At 57.9% G+C, this 25511-nt stretch carries 23 protein-coding genes; 12 read left to right on the top strand and 11 right to left on the bottom strand.

Annotated features, from left to right (window positions below; translation table 11 throughout):
• Window positions 1-4 precede the first annotated feature (4 nt).
• The 7 genes from glyS (at window position 5) to glmM (ending at window position 10419) form a co-directional block, all read left to right on the top strand.
• Window positions 5-2143, top strand: a complete 2139-nt coding sequence (glyS, locus tag ACR0D7_RS02200) for a glycine--tRNA ligase subunit beta (protein WP_480677551.1) — start codon at window positions 5-7, stop codon at window positions 2141-2143.
• Between the two features lie 64 nt (window positions 2144-2207).
• Entirely contained in the window at window positions 2208-4748 is a 2541-nt protein-coding gene (locus ACR0D7_RS02195; protein WP_480677550.1) for a putative PEP-binding protein, read from the top strand.
• Between the two features lie 216 nt (window positions 4749-4964).
• Window positions 4965-5576: a cell wall hydrolase gene (locus ACR0D7_RS02190; protein ID WP_480677549.1), complete on the top strand. Its 612-nt coding sequence runs from the start codon at window positions 4965-4967 to the stop codon at window positions 5574-5576.
• 73 nt (window positions 5577-5649) lie between these two features.
• Complete coding sequence (locus tag ACR0D7_RS02185; protein WP_480677548.1) at window positions 5650-7023, top strand: multicopper oxidase family protein; 1374 nt, start codon at window positions 5650-5652, stop codon at window positions 7021-7023.
• Between the two features lie 101 nt (window positions 7024-7124).
• On the top strand, window positions 7125-8045 hold the full coding sequence (locus tag ACR0D7_RS02180; protein WP_480677547.1) for a dihydroneopterin aldolase: 921 nt from the start codon (window positions 7125-7127) through the stop codon (window positions 8043-8045).
• Window positions 8042-9040, top strand: coding sequence for a dihydropteroate synthase (gene folP / locus ACR0D7_RS02175; RefSeq protein ID WP_480677546.1), 999 nt, complete (start codon window positions 8042-8044; stop codon window positions 9038-9040). The genes ACR0D7_RS02180 and folP overlap by 4 nt, the downstream gene beginning before the upstream one ends.
• A gap of 35 nt (window positions 9041-9075) precedes the next feature.
• Complete coding sequence (gene glmM / locus ACR0D7_RS02170; protein WP_480677545.1) at window positions 9076-10419, top strand: phosphoglucosamine mutase; 1344 nt, start codon at window positions 9076-9078, stop codon at window positions 10417-10419.
• On the opposite strand, the gene ACR0D7_RS02165 is transcribed toward glmM, so the two are convergent.
• Window positions 10416-11318, bottom strand: a complete 903-nt coding sequence (locus ACR0D7_RS02165) for a DMT family transporter (protein ID WP_480677544.1) — start codon at window positions 11316-11318, stop codon at window positions 10416-10418. The genes glmM and ACR0D7_RS02165 overlap by 4 nt on opposite strands.
• A 122-nt stretch (window positions 11319-11440) precedes the next feature.
• The gene (gene ilvC / locus ACR0D7_RS02160) at window positions 11441-12463 is read right to left on the bottom strand and encodes a ketol-acid reductoisomerase (RefSeq protein ID WP_170381519.1); all 1023 of its coding nucleotides are present in this window, start codon (window positions 12461-12463) and stop codon (window positions 11441-11443) included.
• Window positions 12464-12594: 131 nt separating this feature from the next.
• On the opposite strand from ilvC, the gene ACR0D7_RS02155 reads away from it, so the two are divergent.
• Together ACR0D7_RS02155 and ACR0D7_RS02150 are read left to right on the top strand one after the other, a co-directional pair.
• Entirely contained in the window at window positions 12595-13050 is a 456-nt protein-coding gene (locus tag ACR0D7_RS02155; protein ID WP_480677543.1) for an Lrp/AsnC family transcriptional regulator, read from the top strand.
• A complete protein-coding gene (locus ACR0D7_RS02150) occupies window positions 13047-13505 on the top strand; it encodes an Lrp/AsnC family transcriptional regulator (RefSeq protein ID WP_480677542.1) in 459 nt (152 codons plus the stop codon). Before ACR0D7_RS02155 ends, ACR0D7_RS02150 begins: the two co-directional genes overlap by 4 nt.
• A 6-nt stretch (window positions 13506-13511) precedes the next feature.
• On the opposite strand, the gene ACR0D7_RS02145 is transcribed toward ACR0D7_RS02150, so the two are convergent.
• A complete protein-coding gene (locus tag ACR0D7_RS02145) occupies window positions 13512-14213 on the bottom strand; it encodes a GntR family transcriptional regulator (RefSeq protein ID WP_480677541.1) in 702 nt (233 codons plus the stop codon).
• A gap of 233 nt (window positions 14214-14446) precedes the next feature.
• Here ACR0D7_RS02145 and ACR0D7_RS02140 point away from each other — a divergent pair, with 233 nt between their 5' ends.
• Window positions 14447-15574: an aminotransferase class V-fold PLP-dependent enzyme gene (locus ACR0D7_RS02140; protein WP_480677540.1), complete on the top strand. Its 1128-nt coding sequence runs from the start codon at window positions 14447-14449 to the stop codon at window positions 15572-15574.
• A gap of 9 nt (window positions 15575-15583) precedes the next feature.
• On the opposite strand, the gene ACR0D7_RS02135 is transcribed toward ACR0D7_RS02140, so the two are convergent.
• From ACR0D7_RS02135 to ACR0D7_RS02125, 3 genes are all read right to left on the bottom strand, one after another.
• A complete protein-coding gene (locus tag ACR0D7_RS02135) occupies window positions 15584-16780 on the bottom strand; it encodes a UbiH/UbiF family hydroxylase (protein ID WP_480677539.1) in 1197 nt (398 codons plus the stop codon).
• Between the two features lie 76 nt (window positions 16781-16856).
• Window positions 16857-17105: a hypothetical protein gene (locus ACR0D7_RS02130; RefSeq protein WP_480677538.1), complete on the bottom strand. Its 249-nt coding sequence runs from the start codon at window positions 17103-17105 to the stop codon at window positions 16857-16859.
• 87 nt (window positions 17106-17192) lie between these two features.
• Window positions 17193-17837, bottom strand: coding sequence for a pyrimidine 5'-nucleotidase (locus ACR0D7_RS02125; protein ID WP_480677537.1), 645 nt, complete (start codon window positions 17835-17837; stop codon window positions 17193-17195).
• A 100-nt stretch (window positions 17838-17937) separates the two neighbouring features.
• Here ACR0D7_RS02125 and ACR0D7_RS02120 point away from each other — a divergent pair, with 100 nt between their 5' ends.
• Window positions 17938-18585 (top strand): GntR family transcriptional regulator, encoded by a 648-nt coding sequence (locus ACR0D7_RS02120; RefSeq protein WP_480677536.1) that lies wholly within the window; start codon window positions 17938-17940, stop codon window positions 18583-18585.
• Here the strand turns inward: ACR0D7_RS02120 and ACR0D7_RS02115 are convergent, their stop codons facing one another.
• Both ACR0D7_RS02115 and carA read right to left on the bottom strand, forming a co-directional pair.
• On the bottom strand, window positions 18586-20463 hold the full coding sequence (locus ACR0D7_RS02115) for a glycosyltransferase (RefSeq protein WP_480677535.1): 1878 nt from the start codon (window positions 20461-20463) through the stop codon (window positions 18586-18588).
• An 84-nt stretch (window positions 20464-20547) separates the two neighbouring features.
• Window positions 20548-21714, bottom strand: a complete 1167-nt coding sequence (carA, locus tag ACR0D7_RS02110; protein ID WP_480677534.1) for a glutamine-hydrolyzing carbamoyl-phosphate synthase small subunit — start codon at window positions 21712-21714, stop codon at window positions 20548-20550.
• Window positions 21715-21897: 183 nt separating this feature from the next.
• On the opposite strand from carA, the gene ACR0D7_RS02105 reads away from it, so the two are divergent.
• Window positions 21898-22377, top strand: a complete 480-nt coding sequence (locus ACR0D7_RS02105; protein WP_170381508.1) for a GatB/YqeY domain-containing protein — start codon at window positions 21898-21900, stop codon at window positions 22375-22377.
• Between the two features lie 33 nt (window positions 22378-22410).
• On the opposite strand, the gene ACR0D7_RS02100 is transcribed toward ACR0D7_RS02105, so the two are convergent.
• The 3 genes from ACR0D7_RS02100 to ctaD form a co-directional block, all read right to left on the bottom strand.
• Window positions 22411-22902 (bottom strand): DUF2244 domain-containing protein, encoded by a 492-nt coding sequence (locus tag ACR0D7_RS02100; protein ID WP_170569495.1) that lies wholly within the window; start codon window positions 22900-22902, stop codon window positions 22411-22413.
• A gap of 44 nt (window positions 22903-22946) precedes the next feature.
• A complete protein-coding gene (locus tag ACR0D7_RS02095) occupies window positions 22947-23546 on the bottom strand; it encodes a DsbA family protein (RefSeq protein WP_480677533.1) in 600 nt (199 codons plus the stop codon).
• Window positions 23547-23687: 141 nt separating this feature from the next.
• Window positions 23688-25364 carry a cytochrome c oxidase subunit I gene (gene ctaD / locus ACR0D7_RS02090; protein ID WP_480677532.1) on the bottom strand — a complete coding sequence of 559 codons (1677 nt, stop codon included), beginning with the start codon at window positions 25362-25364 and terminating at the stop codon, window positions 23688-23690.
• Between the last annotated feature and the right edge of the window lie 147 nt (window positions 25365-25511).

Genomic DNA, 25511 nt, shown 5'->3' with positions numbered 1-25511 from the left:
GAAAATGCCCGACCTGCTGATCGAACTGTTTTCCGAGGAAATCCCCGCGCGCATGCAGACCCGCGCAGGCGAGGATTTAAAAAAACGGATCACTGATGGCTTGGTCGAGGCCGGTTTGACATACGCAGGGGCCGCCGCGCTGACTACGCCGCGTCGCCTGACGCTGGCGGTCGAGGGGTTGCTGGCAGAAAGTCCGACGATACGCGAGGAACGCAAAGGCCCCAAGGTAGGTGCACCGGACAAGGCCATCGAAGGCTTCCTGCGTGGCGCAGGCCTAACCCGCGATCAATTGGAAGAGCGCGAAACACCCAAGGGCGCGGTCTATTTCGCCACCATCGAGAAAGCAGGCCGTCCGGCGGCTGAGATCGTGGCCGAGGTGCTTGAGACCACCATCCGCAACTTCCCCTGGCCCAAGTCGATGCGCTGGGGCAGTGGCCCGCTGCGCTGGGTGCGCCCGCTGCATTCGATCCTGTGCATCCTGTCCGACGAGGTGGGCGCGCAGGTGGTGCCGCTTGATGTCGATGGCATCAAATCCGGCGACACCACCGCAGGTCACCGTTTCATGGCGCCGAACCGGTTTTCGGTCACGTCCTTCGACGACTACGCTGCCAAGCTGAAGCGCGCTTTTGTGGTTCTCAACCCCGCCGACCGCGCTGAACATATCTGGAATGATGCTCAGAACATGGCCTTTGCTGCCGGTCTGGAAGTGGTCGACGACAAGGGCCTGCTGGCCGAGGTTGCCGGCCTGGTCGAATGGCCGGTAGTTCTTATGGGTCAGATCGATGACGAGTTCCTCGACCTGCCGCCCGAGGTGCTGCAGACCTCGATGAAAGAGCACCAGAAGTTCTTCTCGGTCCGCAATCCCAAGACCGGACGGATCGAACGCTTTGTCACCGTCGCCAATCGCGAGACCGCTGACAATGGCGCGACCATTCTGGCAGGGAATCAAAAGGTTTTGTCGGCGCGTCTGGCCGATGCGAAGTTCTTCTGGGAGAACGACCTGCGCGTCGCCAAATCGGACATCGCCCAATGGACCCGCGCGCTGGAGAATGTGACCTTCCACAACAAACTGGGCACGCAGGCCGAGCGCATTGACCGCATCGCCGCGCTGGCCCGTGAATTGGCCCCGGTGACCGGAGCAGATGCCGATCAGACCGAGAAAGCCGCGCGTCTGGCCAAGGCCGATCTGAGTTCCGAGATGGTCTATGAATTCCCCGAACTTCAGGGACTTATGGGGCGCTATTACATCGAAGCCGCAGGGGAAGGCACTGCTGTCGCTGCCGTGGCGCAGGAGCATTATTCGCCGCTGGGTCCGTCGGATGACGTGCCGACCGCGCCGCTGTCGGTGACCGTGGCACTGGCCGACAAGCTGGACACGTTGACCGGGTTCTGGGCGATTGGTGAGAAACCGACCGGCTCGAAAGACCCATATGCTCTGCGCCGCGCGGCGCTGGGGGTTATTCGGTTGATTTTGGAGAATGAACTCCGCATCGACGATTTTTATGAACAGGTTCTGATTGAGCACGCGCTGGTTCACCGACGCCAAGAAGTGAAACACGGTATCAACGCTGATGACCAAGCTTCAGAAAATTGGAAATCTTCTTTCCATGCTACTATGGCCGACCTACTCTCGTTCTTCCACGACCGCCTCAAAGTCTTCCTCCGCGACGAGGGTATCCGCCACGACATCATCGACGCCTGCATCGCGATGGAGGGCAATGACGACCTCGACCTGCTGGTCAAACGCGCCCGCGCCTTGAACGCGGTGATCGCAACCGAGGATGGGGAAAACCTCGTGCAGGGCTTCAAGCGCGCCAACAACATTCTGACGCAGGCCGAAGAGAAGGACGGTGTCGAATACTCCTATGGTGCGGATGTGAAATTCGCCGAAACGGACAGTGAAAAGGCGCTGTTTGCCGCTCTGGACGGGGCCCAGGGTGAGATCAACGCGGCGCTGAAGGACGAGGATTTCCCGGCAGCCATGTCCGCCATGGCTGCGCTGCGCGGTCCGGTGGACGCGTTTTTCGAGGATGTTCAGGTCAATACCGACAATGATATCCTGCGCCGCAACCGCCTGAACCTGCTGAGCCAGATCCGTCAGGTGTGTTCCAGCGTCGCAGACCTCAGCAAGATCGAAGGCTAAGCCATAACGCCCTTGCGCCATTGGTGCAGGGGCTTATGCTGCGTGCAAACCAAAAGGTGCCGCAGTGCAGAATAACCCGCATACCACTCTGATCACAGCCGAAGCTCCGGTGACCAACCAAACTCATGGTGGCCGAGCCAAATGTTTGCAACGGCTGGTCCGGCTTGATTTACCAGTGCCGCGGACAGTGGCACTGTCCTTTGATGCGGTGCATGCAATCGCGGAAGGTGAGGTGCCGGATATCGCCGCCATCCTCGATCAGTTCGACCAGACTTCGTTGCTGTGCGTAAGGCCCAGTTCTGAAGACCCAGATTGGGGCGGTCCCGGTGCGATTTTGAATATCGGCATGAATGACGCCCGTTATGTGGACCTGTCGGATTCGATGGGCGCAGAAGCCGCCGCCGCGCTGTATCTGCGCTTTGTCCAAAGTTACGCGATCCATGTGGCCCGTCTGGATGCGGATGTGTTCGATGATATTGAAGCGGATGGCCGAGAGGGGCTTCGACAGACGCTGCGGGCCTATGAGGATGAGACCGACGAGGTGTTCCCGCAAGATCGCGGAGAGCAGTTGATCGCGGTTTTGCGATCGATGGCGCGGGCGTGGGATGGAACGTCGGCTCGACTGCTGCGTCAGGCCAAAGGGGCACCGGCGGATGCGGGCTTGGGGCTGGTCATTCAAGAGATGATACCTGGTGTCGGTCAGGGTGAATGCGGCTCGGGTGTGTTGCAACTGGTGGATCCCACAACGGGGTTGCCACAGATTACGGGCCGTTACCTAAGCCAGAGCCAAGGGCGTGATGCGCTGGGTGAAGGTGTGGCCGCGCTCTATCTTGAGAAGGACCCGCGAGGTAAGTCGCTGGAAGACGTTGCGCCAGAGGCTTTCGAAAGCCTCAAGGCGCATGCCGCGATGATGCGCGCAAAGCTGCGCGAGGAAATGCAGGTTGAGTTCGTAATTCAGAATGGCGACGTGCATATTCTGGACGGCGTGCGCGTACAGCGCAGCGCGCGGGCTGCGATGCGGATCGCTGTTCGTCTTGCCGAAGATGGGATCATCCCACCGCAAGAAGCGGTTATGCGGGTCGATCCTCACTCCCTGAACGAGATGCTGCACCGGCAAGTTCATCCTGAGGCCCGCCGCGATGTTCTTACCACCGGTATTGCTGCTAGCCCCGGCGCGGCAACGGGCAAGATCGTGTTCACCGCTGCCGAGGCACAAGCCAGTGCCGCGCGTGCAGAACCCTGTATTCTGGTGCGCCGCGAAACCTCGCCCGAGGATGTGCGTGGGATGCATGCAGCAGTCGCCGTGCTGACTGAAAAGGGTGGTATGACAAGCCATGCCGCTGTGATCGGGCGCGGTTTGGGTCTGCCCTGCATCGTCGGCGCGTCCGAAATGCGGTTCCAGACCAAGAAAAAGATGCTTACCGCACCAGATGGGCGCGTGTTCAAAACAGGCGATACGCTAACGATCGACGGCACCTCGGGGCAGGTGCTTGCTGGGCAGCCCGCGATGCTGGAGGCCGCGTTGGACGACTGTTTCCAGACGCTGATGGGGTGGGCGGACGACGAACGCGATATTGCCATACGTGCCAATGCCGATACGCCGGCCGATGCGCAAACTGCGCGGAATTTTCTGGCGCAGGGGATCGGCCTGTGCCGAACCGAGCATATGTTCTTTGACCCCGGCCGCCTGATCGTGATGCGAGAGATGATCTTTGCCGAGACCTCATCAGGGCGCGCGGCGGTATTGGAGCGTCTTTTGCCCATGCAGCGCGATGACTTCGTTCAGCTTTTTCGTATCATGGAAGGCCAACCCGTCTGCATTCGTCTGTTCGATCCACCGTTGCACGAGTTCCTACCGACCACACGCAGTGGCCAGCGGGAACTGGCTGAGGCACTGGACCTGCCGGTTTCGGATGTTGAACGGCGGGTCGCGGCGATGACGGAATACAACCCAATGTTGGGCCTGCGCGGCGTGCGCTTGGGAGTGACCGTGCCCGAGATCTACGACATGCAAGCCCGTGCCATCTTTGAAGCGACGCTTGAAGCCAGCAAGGACGGTGCGCCGGTCGTCCCCGAGGTGATGATCCCCTTGGTTTCGGCCAAGCGGGAAGTGGAGTTAGTCAAATCCCGCATCGACTCTGTGGCAGCAGCAGTCGCGAGCGAGCAGGGGCGGGAATTTGAATATCGCCTCGGCGTTATGGTTGAAACACCGCGTGCCTGTTTGCGGGCGGACGATATCGCGCCGCATACCTCGTTCCTGAGTTTTGGTACCAACGACCTGACCCAGATGACCTATGGCCTTTCGCGCGACGATGCGGGCCGGTTCATGTCTGCCTATGTGCGTCAGGGCGTATTCATTGAAGACCCGTTCCATGTGCTCGATCCCGACGGGGTTGGGGAATTGCTGAAACTGGGGGCGGAACGTGGACGGCAAGTCCAGCCGGATGTTACACTGTCAGTATGCGGTGAACACGGCGGTAACCCCGAATCAATCGCCATTTGCCGCGATCTGGGGTTTGACTATGTGTCATGCTCTCCGTTCCGGGTGCCTGTTGCTCGGCTGGCTTCCGCTCAACTGGCGATTTCGTCCAGACTTGGGGGTTGACACAGGTCGTTTGCCCTAGGATTAGTGGTTTTTAGGCAACCTTGTGATGGAATTATTTTTCCTCACGGGCGATTTTTCACTTGCTTTTTCATCTGATCTGGACGTCTCGGCCAGACTGCGCTAAATGCCTCGTCGCGCCCGCCGGGGGAGGGTACGGCGCGAAATGTGCCTGTGCGAGGTTATCTGATGCTACGATACATACTGGCTGTTGCCACAATGGCAGCAACCGTGCTGCCGAGTGTGTCTTTCGCTGAAAGGGAAGCCACCGATACTGCCAAACGTGAACTAGTTACCCGGACCGAAGTGCCCGGACAGACCTTTCGCGACTATCTGAATCTGTTCAAGCCTAAGAAAACGCTTGAGCCTGTAAAGATTTCGTACTCGAAGGATTGGTTGGATCAACAACCAAAAGCAACCGGTGACGAACACTTTAAATGTCTGGCCGAAGCGCTGTACTTTGAGGCGCGCGGCGAAAGCGTGCGCGGTCAGTTCGCTGTCGCCGAAGTTATATTGAATCGCGTGGATAGCACCCGGTTTCCGGACTCTCTGTGTGGTGTGATCAAGCAAGGAACCGGCAAGAAATATCAGTGCCAGTTTACTTATACCTGTGATGGCCACAAGGAAGTGATCCACGAGAAGAAGGCATACGAACGCGTCTCCAAAGTCGCGCGCGCAGCCATTGATGGGATCGCAAAAGAGCTGACAGAAGGTGCCACGCACTATCACACTACGGCGGTTCGTCCGTCATGGTCACGTGTGTACAAGGAAACTGCTCGGATTGGCGTTCACGTTTTCTACCGTCACAACTATCGGACAGCGAGCAACTGATTGCCGCACCCGCGCTGGAACCTTGATGGCGCGGGGTGTCTTTTGACCTATGTTGCGGGCCAGGAGGCCCGCAATGACTTTTTCACGCAGACGTTTTCTGCAATCGGCGACCGCGCTGGCGGTTTTGCCCAAGGCTGTTCGGGCGTCCAGTACTGACTTGGTTGCGCGAAAGGCGATTCAGCAGATCGCCCCGGATGGCTTTCCTGACACACCGGTATGGAGCTATGGCGGTGGCGTACCCGGCCCTGAGATCCGGTTAGCTCAGGGTGCGCGGCTTCAGCGCAGGCTGGTAAACGACCTACCTCAGCCGACCACCATCCATTGGCACGGTATTCGGATCGACAATGCGATGGATGGCGTGCCGGGCTTGACGCAGGACGCAGTCACACCCGGTGAAGATTTTCATTATGATTTTGTGGTCCCCGACGCGGGAACCTATTGGTATCATGCGCATAACCGCTCGGTCGAACAAGTGGCGCGCGGCCTTTACGGCCCTCTAATCGTTGAGGAAGCCGAACCGCTTGATGTCGATCATGATCTGACGCTGATGTTGGATGATTGGCGTCTTGATCCGGAAACCGCTCATATCGTCGACGATTTCGACAATGGTCATGATCAAAGCCACGCTGGACGGTTAGGTAATCTCGTCTCGGTCAATGGCCAGTTTGATCCAGCTTTTTCTGTGCGCAGTCGGGACCGGCTGCGTTTAAGGCTGATAAATGCGTCGAACGCCCGAATTTATGATCTTTCACTGGATGGGTTGGTAGGCTGGATTGTAGCACTGGATGGAATGCCGCTGGAAACCCCGATGCGAGCTGAAGATAGTTTTCCACTGGCGCCTGCCCAACGTGCTGATTTGGTTGTGGATGTGCAGGCCCGGCCTGACACGGTTGCCGGGCTTGTCAGCCGCGAGCGGGAGGGCAGCTTTGGACTGGTTCGCTTCACAGTGTCTGGTCAATCCGCCCGCATAGGTCGGCCCAACATTGCGCCGCTGCCGCCGAATCCGTTGCCTATGGTGACGCTCGATAGCGCGCCAATACATAGGATGACATTGCAGGGCGGTGCGATGCGCTGGCTTGAATCCGCGCATCTGGGCGAAACGCTGCTCTCGGGGCGTGAATTGGCACAACTAGGCCGGTTCTGGGCGTTGAACGGATACGCGGAGCGACCGCAGGATCCGTTTCTTGATGCGCAGCGGGGCAGCGTGCATCGGATTGAGTTTGTCAACGAAACGGCCTTTCCGCATGCTATGCACCTGCACGGACATCACTTTCGCCTCATACTGGCTGATGGTAGACTTGGCCCGTGGCGCGACACCGTGCTGGTCGAACGTGGGCAAACGCGTCAAATCGCTCTGGTTGCGGATAATCCCGGTGATTGGTTGTTGCACTGTCACATGCTGGGTCATGCTGCCTCTGGTATGATGAGTTGGTTTCGCGTCACCTGACGACGCAATCGACGACTAGAATGGCGTTTGTTGCGGTGTTATACGCCCGCGCATCGTATAATTTGGGTAGATCAGTCCAAAAGCCCGAAAAGGTCTGTCGTATGAGCTCTGAAATCCGTCTTGCCTTTGCGCACCCATCCGAGCGGTCTGAAGCGACCGCAACGCGGGGGCCGTTGGATCGTATCTCATTACGGGACCATATCGTCGAGGTCGAGATCGGCGCTTTTCAGGCCGAGCGCGGAACAACACAGCGCATCTGCTTTAACATCGTGGTCGAAGTCCGCCCGCTAACCGACCCGATTGATGACGATGTTGACCGCATCCTGTCCTATGACCGGGTGACCGAGGCAATTGCGCATGAGCTGGCGGCAGAACGGCTGAATTTGCTGGAGACTTTGGCGGATCGTGTGGCTGAGCGTATTTTGCTTGAACCTCAGGCTGTAAGAGCCTTTGTACGCATAGAAAAACTTGACCGGGGACCTGGAGCCTTGGGTGTCGAAATCGTGCGTGGCAGGGACAAAGCCCATCATGATGTGGTTGAGGAAGAACGCCCACATCCGCGTCTGGTTTTCCTTTCGAATGAGGCTATTGCGTCGCCCAATCTGACCGGTTGGATTGATCAACTGGAAAACCGTCAGCGGCCGCTGATCCTTTGCGTCGGTGCGTCGGATATGTCGGTGCCGCAGACCGGCCACGCGATGACACAGCGCCGGATTGACCTGCTGGCCATCGAGCAAAACGCATGGGTTCTGGCGGCACGGGATCATCGGTGTGTGGTTGTTTCCACCCGAACCGAATTGGATTGGGCAATGAAGAATGGCCAGATTTGCGTTTGGGCGCCGTCCAAGATTGTTCTGGACGCAGTCGATGGCCCATCGGCGGCGCCATCAGATGCTGTGGCTTTGGCAGCCTGGTTCGCGGCCACCTTTGAGGCCAGTGAGATGATGGTGATCGGCGGTGCCTTGCCAAACGCGCCGAAGACGCCTCTGCGCGCCATTCCCGTGGATCAGGCGAAGCTGTGACCGAATATTTTCGACCGCTGGTTCAACATGGCGCTGCCCGGCTTGATGGTGCTGTATCTCTCGCCGGGCAATCTCTGTGGTTCACCCATGCAGAACGGTTGTCTCGCACTGCTCCTCCAGCGATAGTAGCCGCGCGAGATATCCCGATAGAAGTACTGAAGCGCCTGACCGGACCGCGCGCCGATATCGCGGGGCTTGCGATGGATCGACCGCAAATCATGGGCATCCTGAACGCGACCCCCGACAGTTTTTCGGACGGCGGTGTGCACAATTCGCTTGAGGCTGCGGTATCCGCTGCGAAACAGATGGTGGCGCATGACTCAGGTATTCTGGATATCGGCGGTGAATCGACACGTCCTGGGGCCGCGTTTGTACCCGAGGATGAGGAAATCGCCCGCACCAAGCCTTTGATTGAGGCAATCCGTGCTGAAACGCAGGCTCTTATTTCCATCGACACTCGTAAGGCCAGCGTCGCCAAGGCCGCGTGGAGCGCCGGGGCAGGTCTGATCAATGATGTGTCCGGATTTACATTTGACCCACAATTGGCCCCGTTTTGTGCCGAGGTCGGCGCGCCTGTTTGTGTGATGCATATGCAGGGCGATCCGGCCACGATGCAGGATGACCCACAATACGAAGATGTTCTTCTGGACGTTTATGATTTTCTGGAAGGGCAGATCGAGAAATTGGAACGTCTGGGCCTCAATCGTGACCGGATTGTTGTTGATCCTGGTATCGGGTTCGGCAAGACACTGGCGCATAATCTGACCCTGCTGAAAAACCTCAGCCTGTTCCATGGGTTGGGCTGTCCAATCCTGTTGGGGGTCTCGCGCAAGGGCCTCATCGGAGAGATTGGGCAAGAGCCGCGTAAAGATGCCCGCGCGCCGGGGTCGATCGCAGTGGCGTTGGCTGGTCTGTCTCAGGGCGTGCAGATCGTCCGGGTTCATGATGTGGCTGAAACCGTTCAGGCCTTGCGTCTATGGGCCGCCGTCCGGTAATCCAGTCGCAGGCAAGAAATTGACGGAGAACCACCATGCGCAAGCTGTTCGGAACTGACGGGGTGCGGGGCACCGCGAACACCTATCCGATTACGGCCGAAATGGCCTTGCGTATTGGGGCGGCTGTAGGGCGGTATTTTCGCCGTGATCAATCCGGTGCGCATCGGGTGGTTATCGGTAAGGACACACGCCTGTCCGGGTACATGCTGGAAAATGCGCTGACTGCGGGGCTGACCTCGACTGGGATGAATGTGCTGTTGCTGGGCCCGGTCCCGACCCCTGCGGTTGGGTTGATGACCCGCTCGATGCGGGCTGATTTAGGGGTGATGATTTCGGCCAGCCATAACCCGGCTGATGATAACGGTATCAAGTTCTTTGGCCCCGACGGTTACAAGCTGTCCGATCAAGCAGAACTGGAGATCGAACGGCTGATCGAAGAGGGGGTCAATCCGGCGCAAGCGCAAAACATAGGCCGAGCCCGCCGCGTGGACGATGCACGGTTCCGGTATGGCGAACGGGTGAAGTCCTCGCTGTCTCGCGATTTGCGTCTGGACGGGCTGAAAGTGGTGGTCGATTGCGCCAACGGTGCCGCGCACCGCACCGCACCCGAGGTTCTGTGGGAACTGGGCGCTGAGGTCATTCCAGTGGGGATTGCGCCGAATGGTAAAAATATTAACCAGAATTGCGGATCTACCAAACCTCAGTTGGCGGCCGAGACGGTAGTGGCCCATGGCGCGGATGTGGGCATTTGTCTGGACGGCGACGCCGACCGCGTTGTGATGGTCGATGAGAATGGTCAGGTAGCAGATGGTGACCAGTTGATGGCTCTTCTGGCGACCAGCTGGGCAAAGGCCGGCCGTCTTGAAGGCGGTGCTTTGGTTGCGACGGTGATGTCAAACCTTGGGCTGGAACGGCACCTGGCCGCGCAGGGATTGCGGTTGGAACGAACAGCCGTTGGCGACCGCTATGTCGTCGAGCGGATGCGCGAAGGTGGGTTCAATCTGGGCGGTGAGCAATCTGGGCACATTGTCATGAGTGATTTTGCCACCACTGGTGATGGTCTAATGGCTGGTCTGCATTTCCTTGCCGAGATGGTGCATTCAGACCGTAAGGCATCTGAGTTGTCCGTGCAGTTCGAAACCGTACCGCAATTGTTGAAGAACGTTCGCTATGGTGAGGGGCAGACTCCGCTCGAAACCTCCAGCGTGAAGGCCGCGATTGCGGATGCCGAGGCGAGATTGAACGGGCAGGGGCGTTTGTTGATCCGCAAGTCAGGGACTGAGCCATTGATCCGAGTGATGGCCGAATGCGAGGATGACGCTTTGTTGACACAGGTCGTCGATGGCATCGTGGCCGAGGTCGAAGCGGTCGCCAGTTAACGCCCGAACAGCATCTTGCGCAGGCTGAACCACTGGCTGATTGCCAGCCCCGTCAGGATCATCGCCAGCGCGATGTAAAACCGCAGTGGCAGGGCCTCGGACAGAATCCACGCCCCGAGCACCATCGACCAGATGGGTACTTGGTAGTTGACAAGTGTAAGGAACACAGACCCTGCGCTGCGGATGATCGAGACACGCAATAGGGTGGCAAAAGCAGTGGGCAGCAGCCCCAGTGCGATGATCGCCAGCCCGGGACGCGTGCCTTCCCAGTCGGGAATGCCTTCGATCATCAACATGAACGGCAGCAACAACACCGCCCCAACGACCAGCGACAGCGCGGCCAATGCAACGGGGTCGATGGGCGGGCAGCGCCGGGTAAAGATCGACGCGCAGGAGTAGCAAAGCGCAGCACCGATGCAGGCGAGTTGTGCCAGCGGCTCAGCGCCCTGACCAATCTGTGCCAGTCCCGGCCCGATCAGGACCAAAGCACCGCAAAACCCCAACGAAACGCCTATGAACTTGCGCGCATTCAAGGGCTCATCTGAAAAGAAATGCGCCAGAGGTAGTACCATCAGCGGGATTGCAGCCATCGACAGCCCGGCAAAAGCCGAGGCCACATACTGCTGCCCCCAGCTGAGCAGCATAAAGGGCAGTGCCGTGGACAAAAACCCGATGATGGCGATATACTTCCAAAGCCTCGGATTACTTGACGGCATCTTGCGCCCGGTCAGGGCCATCATCCCCAGCAATGTCAATGCGCCCAAAGTTGTGCGCGCCGTGGCAACAGTGACTGGGCCATATCCCTCCAGCGCCAGGGCGACACCCATGAAACTGCCGCCCCAGATAAGGCCAAGGGCGATAACACCGCCCCAATCACGGGATGTTGGCTGGTCGAGCATATGTGTTCTGACCCCAGATTTCATAACGATGATTGATTGCGTGAACAGCGAATAACTTCAATAGTTTGATAAATGAAAAAGGGCGGCCACTGGGACCGCCCTGTCGCTGACGAAAGCCAGGCTTAGTTCTTTTCTTTGTCGACCATTTTGCCGGCCGAGATCCAAGGCATCATGCCGCGCAGCTTGGCGCCGGTTTCCTCGATCTGATGCTCATCATTGGCACGACGGGCTGCTTTGATGGTCGGCTGACCAACGGCGTTTTCCAGCATGAAGTCACGGACGAATTTACCCTGCTGGATGTCATTCAGAACCGCTTTCATGCGCGCTTTGGTCTCGTCGTATTTCAGGATGCGCGGGCCGGTGACATACTGGCCGTACTCGGCAGTGTTCGAGATCGAGTAGTCCATGTTGGCGATACCGCCTTCGTAGATCAGATCAACGATCAGTTTCACTTCGTGCAGACACTCGAAATAGGCCATTTCAGGCGCGTAGCCGGCTTCGACCAGAGTTTCAAAGCCGCAGCGGATCAGTTCGACCAGACCGCCGCACAGAACGGCCTGTTCGCCGAACAGGTCGGTTTCACACTCTTCACGGAAGTTGGTTTCGATGATGCCCGAGCGGCCGCCACCGATGGCCGAGCAATAGGACAGGCCGATTTCCAGCGCTTTGCCTGTTGCGTCGTTGTTCACTGCGACCAGGCAGGGTACGCCGCCGCCTTTGGTGTATTCGCCACGCACGGTGTGGCCGGGGCCTTTGGGGGCCATCATGATGACGTCAACGCCTTCTTTCGGCTCGATCAGGCCGAAGTGGACGTTCAGGCCGTGGGCGAACGCGATAGCTGCGCCCGGCTTGATGTTGTCATGCACGTATTTCTTGTAGGTTTCGGCCTGCAGTTCATCGGGCATGGTGAACATGATGACGTCGCACCATGCAGCGGCTTCGGCGATACCCATCACCTGCAGACCTTCGCCTTCGGCTTTCTTGGCCGAGGGCGAGCCTTCGCGCAGGGCGACGACCAGGTTCTTGGCACCCGAGTCGCGCAGGTTCAGCGCGTGGGCGTGACCTTGCGAGCCATAACCCAGGATGGCCACTTTTTTGTCTTTGATCAGGTTGATGTCGCAATCGCGATCGTAATAGACGCGCATGATTTCGGTCCTTTCTGTTACGGTTGCTGAGCTTTTAGTTGGGTGCGGAGCTATTGGCGAGCGGTTTTCCGTTGAGTATTTTGGAAAAAGATGAAAAATTATTCGTGCTAACCTGATATCTCGGGAAAATCATGCTTGACGACATGGATCGACGTATTCTGCGCCATCTGCAGCCGGAACCAACGCTGTCCATGGCCGAACTGGCCGAGCGCTGCGGGATCAGCCAAGGTGTGTGTTGGCGGCGGGTTGAGAAGATGCAGGCCGCTGGCATCATACAGGGGCAGGAGGCCGTTATCGACTGGGCCGCCTTGGGCTATGCAATTGAGGTCTCGTTGCGTGTGACGCTGGACAAAACGCAGCCCCGTGCCTTTGATGAATTCACAGCCGCCGCGCGTCTGGTTGCCGAGGTGGTCGAAATTCAGACGTTTTTGGGGCGGGTGGACGTGCGCCTATCGGTGTTGGCGCGGGATATGTCCAACTATCAGCAGCTCTATCGTGATCGCATTCTGACTTTGCCGCATATCGCCGATATCGAGGCGTTGGTGCATATTGCCCGCGTCAAGCGCAACGAAGTGTTGCTGGTATGATCGAGCTGGATGACCTCGACCGCCAGATTCTGCGCGCGCTGGTACAGGACGCGACGCAAAGTGCAGGGGCGTTGGGGCGTAAGTTGGGCTTGTCACAGCCAGCCACATGGCGGCGCATTCGTAGGATGGAAGAGGCGGACGTCATCAAGGGGCGCCGTCTACGCCTGAATGCCGAGGCGCTGGGGTTTGGCGTGACCGTTTTCCTTGGCGTCAAGCTGGCGCGCAAAGGACAGGTCAGCTTGGAGGATTTCGAACGCGCCGTCGCCGCCATCCCCGAAGTGCAGACGGTCGAGCATGTATTGGGGTTGTATGATTACCGCTTGCGGGTTGTGGCACGCGATTTGGCGGATTTTGAACGGGTCCTGCGTCGACGGATCATGACATTGCCCGGCGCCGGTGAGGTTGAGGCAAACGTTCTGCTCAGCGAAGAGCGCCTGCCGGGCCCGATCGGTTGACTGGGATTAGTACTTGGTGCGGATGCAAAAGCCGGGATGATGCGTCATCCGGGCAAAGGTCATCGGTAATCCATTTTTCCAAGTCGTGCGTTCAAGCTGAATCATCGAGGTGCCAGTCGTAGTGCCCATAAACTCGGCCAGCCGCCCGTCGGCTGAAATTGCGCAAAATGCGATCTCGGCTTCGGTGAAGGGGGCTATGTTCAGCAACCACTCATGCGGGCCATGCGTGTTCAAATCCGCATGTTCTACCTCGGGTACGGTTTCGATGTTGATCCAACGCTCTTCAAGTTGAAAGGGGCGGTTGTCGGCGTAGTGCATGCAGATCACGTGCAATACCCGCGCATCCGGCGAAACGTTTAGCTGAGAGGCTAGCCAACCGGGGCTGGACACGACATTTCGTTCAACAAGCGCATAGCGATAGGTGGAATTCTGGTTCTCAACAGTCTGACGCGCCAGCGAAAACTCCAGTTTCGCGTGTTTGCTGGGTTCTTTCTTGACCCGTGTACCGCTTTTGCGCTTACGCTCGACAAAGCCCTGTTCGGCCAGCTCGCGCAGGGCGCGGTTAACGGTCGCGCGTGCGCAATTGAATTCTTCGGCAAGCTGCGTTTCGGTCGGAAGCAGAGATCCCTGTGGCCAGATTCGGCTTTCAATACGCCGCTTAACTTCGTCACGTACAACCTGAAAACTGATCCGCTGTTGAGCAGTCACGAGAAGTAATACCTTTCTTCTACAAAGTGAATGTATCTGTTCAGAAACACCTCAGGGTGTAAAGGGGTGGTGACACTATTTGGCGTCAAGTAATCGTTCAATTGACGGTTTTTGAGGTTAATTTTGCGTTAGTAAATTGAGTTCCGTCGCGTCAATTGCCGTTGCGCAGCAAGCGTCATAACATCCCAAAGTACAGACTCATGAAACCCGAACGCACTTTGAAAGGACAAATCATGCCAGCGCTTTTGGAAACCATCGACCCGAATGGGCTGGAAGAATTCTCAGTTGTGTTCACGGATCGATCTTTAAATCATATGTCGGCCCGGTTTCAGGCCGTCATGCGCGATATATCTTCTATGTTGAGGGATGTTTACAAGGCGGATGGCGTTGCCGTGATCCCAGGTGGCGGCACCTATGGCATGGAGGCCGTGGCGCGCCAGTTCGCACGTAATGCCAATGTTCTGGTCGTACGAAATGGGTGGTTTTCCTATCGCTGGAGCCAGATCATTGAATCTGCAACGCTGACTGCGTCGTCTACGGTGCTCAAGGCGCGTCAGACAGGAAATTCCAGCCCGTCGCCCTTTGCTCCGGCACCGATCGAAGAGGTGATTTCAACAATTCGTGAGCAGCGTCCAGATGTGGTTTTTGCGCCGCATGTTGAAACATCTGCGGGCCTCATCTTGCCAGAGGATTATGTGACCGCAATGGCAGAGGCTGCGCATGAGGTCGGGGCGTTGATGGTCTTGGATTGCATCGCCTCTGGCTGTGCGTGGATCGACATGAAGGCGACCGGTGTGGACGTTCTGATTTCGGCCCCGCAGAAAGGCTGGAGCGCATCGCCTTGCGCCGGACTGGTCATGTTGTCCGAACGAGCTGAAGCACGTTTGCAAGAAACAACGTCGGATAGTTTTGCTGTAGATCTGAAGAAATGGCGACAGATCATGCAGGCTTATGAAAACGGTGGGCATGCCTATCACGCCACTATGCCAACCGACGCTTTGCAGGCCTTCCGGGACACAATGGTCGAGACGCGCGACTATGGCTTTGAAAAGCTGCGGGATGCTCAATGGGCTTTGGGAGACGGTGTTCGGGCAATGCTAAAGGAAAAAGGCGTTGCTTCGGTTGCTGCTGAGGGGTTTGGCGCGCCGGGAGTTGTGGTCAGCTATACCTCGGACCCCGATGTTCAGAACGGCAAGAAATTTGCCGCGTTGGGTATGCAGATTGCAGCCGGTGTTCCGCTGCAATGTGATGAGCCTGAAGGGTTCAGCACATTCCGTCTGGGCTTGTTCGGGCTGGATAAGCTGTATGACGTGGATGGCACAATTGCGCGGCTCAAGCGCGTGTTGGACCAGGTTCTGTGATCTTGCGTTTCAACGCACGCCGAGGCCCATCTGCATCAGCGTTTTCCGCACGGGCGGCAGGGAGTAGAGCGCATTCAATCCCATCGCCCGCGCATCGCGCAGCGGCCGCGCCTCAATCATTGAGGCGCGGTTCAGCAGATCGATACCTTTAACGCGCATTTCGATCTCGGTGTGGCGGGCCTTGTGATAGGCGTCCAGCATTTGCGCATCGCCCAGACCTTCGGGGCGGGCTTGGGCAAGATCCAGCAGGCTGCGCAGATCTCCCAGCGACATATTCAGCCCTTGTGCACCGATAGGGGGTACAACGTGGGCCGCTTCGGCCATCAGGGCGATGCGTTCACCCGACAGCCGTTCCGCCGACTGGCTTATGATCGGCCAGATCGTTCGGCGCGAGGCTAGTTTCAGCGGCCCGAACAGCCCGCAGGAGCGTTCGGTCATCAGCGCCTCGAACGCCTCAGGCTCAGTGTTCAGCAATTCAACCGCCCTTGGTCCACGTTCCATCCAGACAATCGCCGAAGACGGTTGGCCCTGCCAGTCGGGTAGGGGGACCAGAGTGAACGGCCCGCCCGAACGGTGAATCTCGGTCGATACATTGTCATGCGGGATTGGGTGAGTAACGGCGAAGGCCAGCGCCTTTTGACCGTAGCGCGTGGTGTGGACATTGATCCCGGCGGCCTCACGCATGGGAGAGTTACGCCCGTCCGCAGCGATCACCAATTTGCAGCGAATGCGGCTTCCGTCGCTCAGACCCACGCGCGCCTCGGCGGTGCGGGTGAACAGGCTGACGGTGCCTGTACCGGGGCGGAAATCGACATTGGGCAGTTCGGCCAGTCGCGCCACCATCTCGCGACGCAGCAACCAGTTCGGCAGGTTCCAGCCAAACGGTTGGTCGGATATATCGGCGGCGTTAAAGTCACGTATTACGCGTGGTTCGGGTACATCGCCGCCCGCGTCCACAATCCGCATGATCTGAAGGGGGGCCGCGTGTTCGCCCAGCCGTGCCCAAAGCCCGCATTGTTCCAGCAGCCCATGGGCCGGTTGCAAGAATGCTGTTGTTCGTAGGTCGGACCCGTCCACATCACGCTCGGTGATGGGTGGGGTGGGATCAACGCACACCACGTCGAACCCGGCAGTCCCAAAGGTCGCCGCAGCGGTCAGCCCGGCGATTCCACCGCCGGAAATCAGGATGTCACAGCTATCAGTCATGGACTTGGTCTCCGAGTCTTGGGCAGAACCTAGTTCGGTTCCAAGGCCGGTGCCAAGTGACATCCTGTCCCGTATATCACCCGCGCGAAATCAGAAGGAGGATGATGAACATCATCGGCACCATCATGACGGCCGGTATGTAAAGCCCGGGCAGCCCAAACAGCAGGGCAGAGCATCCCCACATGCTGAAGATCGCGGCAGCAGTGTAATACCAATCTTCGGCCTCACCGTTGGCGGCATCACGGGCCAGCCAGCCAAAAACGGGGATTGCAAACAACAGGCGCTGCCAAATTGGCAGGCGTCCGGGCATCTCGATCGCGCTCATGGGTTTCTCCGATTCTGTTCGTCGCTGAGGCGCATATAGGGGCTATGCTGCACCTGCAGAATGTGCAGATCGTCGCAGTGTGACAGCCTATCGCAGGCGGGCCAGAAACGCAGTTAGATCGTCTGTATGGTGATGAATGTGGTCGGCCTCATGAGGTTCCGGCGCGACATGGACAGTACGCATTCCCATCGCGTGCGGAGCGGCTAAATTTCGGGGGTCATCCTCGAACATGGCCGCCTTTGCGGCCTCAATTCCATCCTGTTTAAAGATCGCCTCGAACGCTGCTTTTTCGGGCTTGGGGCGATAGCCAGCGTGTTCCACACCATAGATCGCGTCGAACAGGCCGCTGAGGCCACGCGCCTCCAGCACGCGCTCGGCGTAGGGTGCGCTGCCATTGGTGTAAACGATGCGGCGACCGGGTAGCGACCGGATGTGATCGGCCAGCTGGGCATCAGGGTCCATGTGGCTCATGTCGACCTGATGAACAGCGTGCAAATAGGGGTCGGGGTCCAGATCGTGCTCAGCCATCAGCCCTGCCAGCGTGGTGCCGTAGTGCCGCCAATAGTGAGAGCGCAGCCGATCCGCCTCGGCCCGGTCGACGCCGATTGCCTGTACAACGTAATCCGTCATCAGCACTTCGATCTGATCGAACAGGCGCATATGCGGCGGGTACAGCGTATTGTCGAGGTCGAACACCCATTGGGTGACGTGAGCAAAGGCAGGTTTGACCATGGCTTTGGTTTAGGGCGCATGAGCAAGCTTTTCAATGCCGCTCTTGATCCGCAGGGTGTGTGGCGGATAGACATGTCCGAACGAGGAGACGAACCACACTATGCCCCAACCCAGACAGCCGACCAAAGACGCCTATAGCCTTATTCTCGAAGCGATCGACGTGGGTGTCTACAAGCCCGGCGACCGTTTGGTCGAAAGCGAACTGGCGGAACGGTTCGGGGTTTCGCGCACACCCATCCGCGAGGCGTTGCAACGGTTGGAGACGCAGTCGCTGCTTGAGCGCGACGGGCGGTCGCTTATCGTCGCGTCGCTGGACCACAACCAAATGGCCGAGTTGTATGTGGTGCGGCGAGAGCTGGAAGGTTTGGCCGCGAAGCTGGCAGCCAAGCACGCTACCGAAGAAGAGATCAAGGTGTTGCAGGATATGGTGACCGAGGACGATGCCTTGGTCGACGATCCCACGGCCCTGTCGCGCGCGAACCGGCGTTTTCACGAGCAAATTCATCTTGCTTCTCACAACCGGTATCTGGTGCAGCAACTGGACCTTGTTCATCGCACTATGGCGCTGATGGCCACTACCTCTCTGGCCGTGCAAGGGCGCGGTGAGATTGCGCAGAGCGAGCACAAGGGCATTGTCGAAGCCATCGCTGCGCGGGATGAAGAGGCTGCGGGGCGTGCGCTCAAAGAGCATATCTCGGTCGCGTTCATGACCCGCCTGAAGCAGGATGCAGTTCTGCGCGAGAATTGATCATTCGGCCGGCGGACTTTCCTCGCTGGCTTGACCGTGTTGCGTTTTGTCCCAAAAGAACGGGTTAAGTATTAGTTCCCAAAGAGCTTTATACGCAGCCAGCACGCCAAGTGGGAAATACAACGGCATGGTTGGAATCCATGGCAAAAGGAACCGCCTTTCCTGCGCGGAAACAGCGACGATCCCGACGACCGCATTCGTGATCTCGGCGGCCAGAAACAGCCCGATCAGGACTGCCGTCATCGTTGCGGGCAAGATCGGATCTAACGGGCTGGGAAGTCCAAAGCTCGTGAGCCAGAAAAGCCACAAGATTGGGGCCAGCAGGAATTGGACAACGGTTCCCAGAAAAAAGGCCTGAACGCCAAGAAACCGCAATAGGCCGAGGTCGCGATAAAGGCGCATTGGGGCTCGCATGTGAACCAGATAGGTCACCATGAACCCCTTGAGCCAGCGCGAACGCTGCCGCACCCAAGGCCAAGCGCGAAAGTTGGCCTCTTCAAACGTTGCGGTGTCAACCATTTCGGTTCGATAACCGGATCGGGACAGACGCACCCCCAAATCGGCATCTTCAGTAACGTTGTGGGCATCCCACCCACCTAATTCCAACAGTTTATCACGGCGGAAAAAGAAAGTGGTCCCGCCCAAGGGAACAACAAGACCAAGCCGCGCGATACCCTGAAGGACAACACGGAACCAGCTGTTGTATTCGATCGAAAAGCAGCGCGACCGCCAATTGGTGCGCGGGTTATAGTAGTCCAAAACACCTTGCAGGCAGACCACGTCCTTTCCCACAATCGCAAATTTTCGGACAACACGCTCAATCTGATCCGGTTGTGGTGCATCTTCTGCATCCCAGACACCCAAGATATCGCCGCGGCAGAAATCCAGTGCATAGTTCATTGCGCGGGGTTTGGTGGTTAGACCGTTGAGTGCTGGTACTTCGATGGTTCTGATCCAACTGGGCAGATCAACCTCGGCCAAGGTGGAGCGGGTGATCTTATCGGCTTCTTCAAGTACCAGGATGATGTCCAGCAGAGACTTGGGATAGGTCAGCCGCGTCAGCCGTTGAATAAGGGCATCTGCTATCTCGCGCTCCTTATACAGAGGCACCATGATGGATACACAGGGCAGGGGGTGAGGCGTTTTGAGATTTGTAGCCTCGGCTCGTTGGGGGGGGCGACGCCAAAGATAGGCAAGCAAACCAATCATGCGCAGGGACGTGAATAGAGCCAAGCTAATGACTGCTGCTGCAACCAGAAATGAAAGCCCGACCATGGGAAAAGCAAGAAACAGAATGATCATCGCCAGCAGAATGGCACCCGACCAAACCGGAGATCGCAGAGACCAGGATCGGCAGCTCTGCTCTGTTTCCACCCGGCATTCGGCTGCTTTGGCGAGCGAGGTAGAAAACATGCGAGAGATCGCATCGTCTATTTGATCGCTTCCGGCAAGCACAGGAATAATCGTCCGACCGCACCCTTTCAGTTCCGCGTGGACCTTTTCAAAGCGATCCGGGCGCGCTGTGGCTATCATGAGAACGGGACCAATTCGCTTCCACGGTATGACGTTGTGGGTCAACCAGAATTGGACAGGCATGATCTGGCACAAATCGGGGGGCGGAGGTTGGCGGTCCAGATCGGCGGTTTGCAAACCATGCTGCTCGGACAGAGCATCTTGCACATCGTGACGGGTGACCCAACCTTCAGACACCAAAAGTTCACCCAAAGGCGCCTGTTGCCACGATTGCAGAACAAGAGCTTCGTCCAATTGCGACCGAGTGATCAATCCGCGGTCGATCAGATATGCCCCAAGAGGCTTACTTGCCTGTGCAGGGATTGGCGCGGCATGCGAGAAATGCTGCAGGTTCAGTTCGACCATAAAGAAACAACCCCGACGCGGTTACTTGGCGTCAGGGTTGTCAAAACTAGGTTAACAGCGGGTTAACTATGTTCGAAGCGGCGTTTATGCCTGCTCTTTCTGGCTTGCCATTGCATCGGCAAAGCGCTCGAACAGATAAAAACTGTCCTGCGGACCGGGCGAAGCTTCGGGGTGGTACTGTACCGAATAAACCGGGCGGTCGGTCATGCGGATGCCGCAATTTGACCCGTCAAACAACGAGCGGTGGGTTTCCACTACGCCTTCGGGCAACGATTGAGCGTCGACCGCAAAGCCGTGGTTCATCGAGGTGATTTCCACCTTGCCAGTCTCCATGTCCTTCACAGGATGGTTGGCACCATGGTGGCCGTGGTTCATCTTGACTGTCTGACCACCCAGCGCCAGTGCCAACATTTGGTGGCCCAGACAAATACCAAAGACAGGCAGGTCGGTGGTGTCCAGAACCTCTTTGATCATCGGAACGGCATACTCGCCGGTTGCTGCCGGGTCGCCAGGGCCGTTGGACAGGAATACACCGTCGGGGCTATGCGCCAGAACCTCTGCCGCCGTTGCGGTGGCGGGCAGAACGGTCACGTCGCAGCCAGCCGAGGCGAGACAGCGTAGAATGTTGCGCTTGGCACCATAGTCGATGGCGACAACCTTGTGCACAGGCGCTTCCTGACGCGAGTAGCCGTCAGGCCAGGCCCACCGCATCTCATCCCAGCGATAGCTTTGGGCGCAGGTGACCTCTTTAGCCAGATCCATACCTTCAAGCCCGGCAAATCCGCGCGCTGCGGCGATCAGAGCCTCGATATCGAAATTACCCTCGGGGTCATGGGCCAGCGCCACATGGGGGGCACCTTGCTGACGGATGGCGCGGGTCAGGCGGCGCGTGTCCACTCCGCCGATGGCAATGCGTCCACGACGTTCAAGCCATATTTTCAGTTCTTCGGCCGAGCGCCAGTTTGAAGGCTCGGTCGGGTCCCATTTGACAACCATCCCGGCGGCAACCGGATCACCGGTTTCGTCATCCTCGGGGTTGACGCCGACATTGCCGACGTGAGGGAAGGTAAAGGTCACGATCTGCCCTGCATAAGAGGGGTCAGTCATGATTTCCTGATACCCGGTCATGGCGGTGTTAAAGCACAGCTCGGCCACGGTCTGACCGGTGGCGCCAAAGCCCATCCCGTAGAACAGTGTTCCGTCGGCCAATGCCAGACATGCGGTGGGCTTGGACGGGGCGTTCTGGGCCATCGGGCGACTCTCCTATTGGGTAAATCGGCGCATACCTAAGGGGGTTGGGGCGCTGGGTCAAGTATGTTCAAATTTTGGGCTATTGAGGAAAAACAATGGCTTAGCGATATTTGCCCCCTGTTGTGTCGCGCTTTTTGTTTCGATATGGTCGGGGTTCCTTTGCCATGGGGATGGACAGACCATATGGATATGCGATCACGGGTGAATGCCGCCCTGAAGCAAGCAATGAAAGACAAAGCTGCTGAGCGCTTGTCGACGCTGCGGCTGATCAACGCCGCAATCAAGGACAGAGATATCGCTTCGCGGGCCTCGGACAATGAAGAGGTCAAGGGCTGTGGCGACGCCGAAGTTCTTGGAATACTTGGGAAAATGACCAAGCAGCGCAAGGAAAGCGCGCGCGCTTACGAAGAAGGCGGGCGGTTGGATCTGGCCGAACGCGAGCTGCGAGAAGTTGAGGTCATTGAGGAATTTCTGCCCAAGCAGATGGATGACGAAGAGGTGTCGAAAGCCATTCAGTCGGCGATCTCTGCAACTGGGGCAGGGTCCATCCGTGACATGGGCAAGGTCATGGGCGAGTTGAAGACCCGTTATACCGGCCAGATGGATTTCGGTAAGGTTGGACCGATGGTCAAAGACCATCTATGCGCCGGGTCAAACAGTTAAGCAGTTAAGATTGCACTCTTCTTAAAACGCTAATTACTGCGCGACTGGTTCGCGCAGTTTTTGTATCAGTTCATCGTATAGCGCTATGCGCTCTTCCTCGGACAGGAAAGCACCGATTTCAACTTCGCGCCCGTCTCCGATCAAGGTGACATAGTGTGGTACTGGCCCATCGTTTTCATGCATCTCGGGGCGCGCCCAATAGCGATCGCACGACCATTCCTGCTTCTCTCTTCCCGGAGATTGATGGATCAGCTTGGCCCGTGTTCCGCTGAGCGTCAGAACTTCGAACACACTGCGGGCGCGGTAGTTGGACTGAATGGCGAGCCATAGCCCCAACACGGTCACTAGCAAGAAGGGGAGCAGCCCCCACAGGATGACAGATCCCAGCATCGCCAGCAGTGGGATCAGGCCGAACAGGAACACGGACAAGATTACAATCATCGCCCCACGCCGCGGCAATGAGTTGTGCGGCCAAAGACGCAATTGTTGTTCGGTCTCAGAGGTTTGAGTCCATTGGTAAGGCATAGCAGAAAACTAGCGTATTGCAGGTGCGTGTCGACTGAAAATGATCAGGCTACATGACCGACACGTGCCCAAGACAGAGCGTCATCCAGCCTGTCGTCCCCCCAGAACACCTCGCCGCCAACAACAAGGCTGGGCGCGCCGAATACACCCAATTTCAGGGCGCGGTCCGTTTCCGCCTCAAGGGCCGCAATCGTGTCAGGGCTGCGCGCGCGGGCCAGAACCATGCGCGGATCTTGTTGGCAACGATGCAGTGCTTCGCTGATGGCTGTTTCGCTGCCAGCTTCGATATTTTCTTCGAACCAGATCCGATACAGCGTTTGGGTAAAATCCTTGCCCCAGCCGTCGCTCATGCCCAGCAGTGCAACCTGATTGGCCAATGCTAGGTCCGAAATCGGGTAGGGTGCAGGTAACCGGGCATGAATATGATACTTGGCTGCCCGACGCTCTATGTCCCGCCACATATATGCTGACTTGGTCGGTTTTCCGGCAAACGGGATATTGTTCTGTTCCGACATCACAGTGCGCACATTGAACGGGGACCACTTCACCGAAACGTCATGCTCTGCGCACCAGTCGTCCAGGCGCATGATCGTCAGGAAGCTGTAGGTGCTGCCGATTGAATACCAAAAGTCGATTGCAGGCATAGGATACCCCCGGGTTGCCGGATGTGTCGCCAACAATAGAATAGCCGATTTTTGTGCATCTGGCGACTTTTGACCATGAACCCTGTACCGCAACGAAAAAACCCCGCCGATTTGGCGGGGTTTTCTTTGGTTGGGGCGGGATCAGTGCGCGTGGCCCTTGTCCCAGTCCTCCTGCTTGGGCAACTGCTCGAACGTGTGTTCGGGCGGCGGGGTGGGCAGGGTCCATTCCAGCGTATCCGCGTATTCATTCCAGGGGTTCGGACGGGTCTCTTTCGCGCCGCGCAGCAGGGCGTAGATCACGATGCCGAAGAACAGCAGGAACGAAGCGAACGAGATGAACGCACCAATCGACGATACAAAGTTCCACTGGGCGAATGCCTCGGGATAGTCGATATAGCGGCGCGGCATGCCCTGACGGCCTAGGAAGTGCTGCGGGAAGAAGGTCAGGTTGGCGCCGATGAAGAACAGCCAGAAGTGAACCTTGCCCCAGAACTCCGAGTACTGACGACCGGTCATCTTCGAGAAGTAGAAGTATACACCCGCGAAGATCGCGAAGACGGCACCCAAGCTCATCACATAGTGGAAGTGAGCAACCACGTAGTAGGTGTCGTGATAGGCGCGGTCGATACCGGCCTGCGACAGAACCACACCGGTCACACCGCCAACGGTGAACAGGAACAGGAAGCCGAAGGCGAACAGCATCGGCGTTTTGAACTCGATGGAACCGCCCCACATGGTCGCGATCCACGAGAAGACCTTAACGCCCGTCGGAACCGCGATGACCATCGTGGCCAGCATGAAGTAGGCCTGCTGGCGCAGCGACATGCCAACGGTGTACATGTGGTGTGCCCACACGACAAAGCCCAGAACACCGATCGCGATGATCGCCCAGACCATCGGCAGGTAACCGAAGATCGGCTTGCGTGCGAAGGTCGCGATCACGTGGCTGATGATGCCGAAACCGGGCAGGATCACGATGTACACTTCCGGGTGGCCAAAGAACCACAGGATGTGCTGATACAGGATCGGATCGCCGCCACCGGCCGGATCAAAGAAGGTGAAACCAAAGTTGCGGTCCATCAGCAGCATGGTGATCGCGCCTGCCAGAACCGGCAGCGACAGCAGAATCAGCCACGAGGTGACGAAGATCGACCAGCTGAACAGCGGCACCTTGAACAGGGTCATGCCCGGGGCACGCATGTTCAGGAAGGTGGTGATCATGTTGATCGCGCCGAGGATCGAGGAGGCGCCCGATACGTGTACGGCGAAAATCGCAAGGTCCATGGACATGCCGCTTTCGGTTGTCGACAGCGGTGGGTAGAGAACCCAACCGACGCCCGAACCCGGTTGCACCGAACCATCAGGATAGGTTCCACCACCCGGGGCCAGCAGCGAGGCCACACCCAGCGACGTACCAGCGACGTACAGCCAGAAGGACAGGTTGTTCATTCGTGGGAACGCCATATCCGGCGCACCGATCTGCAACGGCATGAAATAGTTGCCAAAACCGCCGAACAAGGCCGGGATGACAACAAAGAACATCATCAGAACACCGTGATAGGTGATCATGACGTTCCAGAGGTGTCCGTTGGGGGTACATGGGTCGGCCATGAAGCCTTCCAGGCACATGTACTGAACACCGGGGTGCATCAGTTCGAGCCGCATGTAAACGGTCATCAGTACCGAGATCAGACCGGCAAGTGCCGAAACGACTAGGTAGAGAATCCCGATGTCCTTGTGGTTGGTCGACATGAACCAGCGGGTAAAGAAACCGCGATTATCTTCATGCTCGTGACCATGAATGGCTGCGTCTGCCATTTAGGTGCCTCCTGTTGCAACTGCACCGCGCAGCCGGACCTCTCCAGCGCGCGGGATTCCTGCTGGTTTTAGATTGCGAAGGGGGCGCCTTCAATGGCCGAGTTTGATCTGGATCAAGAATAATTGTCGCGGGCAGGAGGATAACCC

The organism is Ruegeria sp. BB7 (assembly GCF_056539365.1).
The sequence above is the reverse complement of the archived record's forward strand: the minus strand, read 5'-3'. Positions and strand labels throughout refer to the sequence as shown.

Coding starts and splice junctions, on each gene's coding strand:
- ACR0D7_RS02185 (WP_480677548.1), top strand. CDS start 5,650: ATGACTTTTTCACGCAGACGTTTTCTGCAATCGGCGACCGCGCTGGCG.
- ACR0D7_RS02095 (WP_480677533.1), bottom strand. CDS start 23,546: ATGCCTGCAATCGACTTTTGGTATTCAATCGGCAGCACCTACAGCTTC.
- carA (WP_480677534.1), bottom strand. CDS start 21,714: ATGGCCCAGAACGCCCCGTCCAAGCCCACCGCATGTCTGGCATTGGCC.
- ACR0D7_RS02130 (WP_480677538.1), bottom strand. CDS start 17,105: ATGAGCGCGATCGAGATGCCCGGACGCCTGCCAATTTGGCAGCGCCTG.
- ACR0D7_RS02135 (WP_480677539.1), bottom strand. CDS start 16,780: ATGACTGATAGCTGTGACATCCTGATTTCCGGCGGTGGAATCGCCGGG.
- ACR0D7_RS02105 (WP_170381508.1), top strand. CDS start 21,898: ATGGATATGCGATCACGGGTGAATGCCGCCCTGAAGCAAGCAATGAAA.
- ilvC (WP_170381519.1), bottom strand. CDS start 12,463: ATGCGCGTCTATTACGATCGCGATTGCGACATCAACCTGATCAAAGAC.
- ACR0D7_RS02155 (WP_480677543.1), top strand. CDS start 12,595: ATGCTTGACGACATGGATCGACGTATTCTGCGCCATCTGCAGCCGGAA.
- ACR0D7_RS02180 (WP_480677547.1), top strand. CDS start 7,125: ATGAGCTCTGAAATCCGTCTTGCCTTTGCGCACCCATCCGAGCGGTCT.
- ACR0D7_RS02115 (WP_480677535.1), bottom strand. CDS start 20,463: ATGGTCGAACTGAACCTGCAGCATTTCTCGCATGCCGCGCCAATCCCT.
- ACR0D7_RS02140 (WP_480677540.1), top strand. CDS start 14,447: ATGCCAGCGCTTTTGGAAACCATCGACCCGAATGGGCTGGAAGAATTC.
- ctaD (WP_480677532.1), bottom strand. CDS start 25,364: ATGGCAGACGCAGCCATTCATGGTCACGAGCATGAAGATAATCGCGGT.
- ACR0D7_RS02100 (WP_170569495.1), bottom strand. CDS start 22,902: ATGCCTTACCAATGGACTCAAACCTCTGAGACCGAACAACAATTGCGT.
- ACR0D7_RS02120 (WP_480677536.1), top strand. CDS start 17,938: ATGCCCCAACCCAGACAGCCGACCAAAGACGCCTATAGCCTTATTCTC.
- ACR0D7_RS02150 (WP_480677542.1), top strand. CDS start 13,047: ATGATCGAGCTGGATGACCTCGACCGCCAGATTCTGCGCGCGCTGGTA.
- ACR0D7_RS02165 (WP_480677544.1), bottom strand. CDS start 11,318: ATGCTCGACCAGCCAACATCCCGTGATTGGGGCGGTGTTATCGCCCTT.
- glyS (WP_480677551.1), top strand. CDS start 5: ATGCCCGACCTGCTGATCGAACTGTTTTCCGAGGAAATCCCCGCGCGC.
- ACR0D7_RS02190 (WP_480677549.1), top strand. CDS start 4,965: ATGGCAGCAACCGTGCTGCCGAGTGTGTCTTTCGCTGAAAGGGAAGCC.
- ACR0D7_RS02125 (WP_480677537.1), bottom strand. CDS start 17,837: ATGGTCAAACCTGCCTTTGCTCACGTCACCCAATGGGTGTTCGACCTC.
- glmM (WP_480677545.1), top strand. CDS start 9,076: ATGCGCAAGCTGTTCGGAACTGACGGGGTGCGGGGCACCGCGAACACC.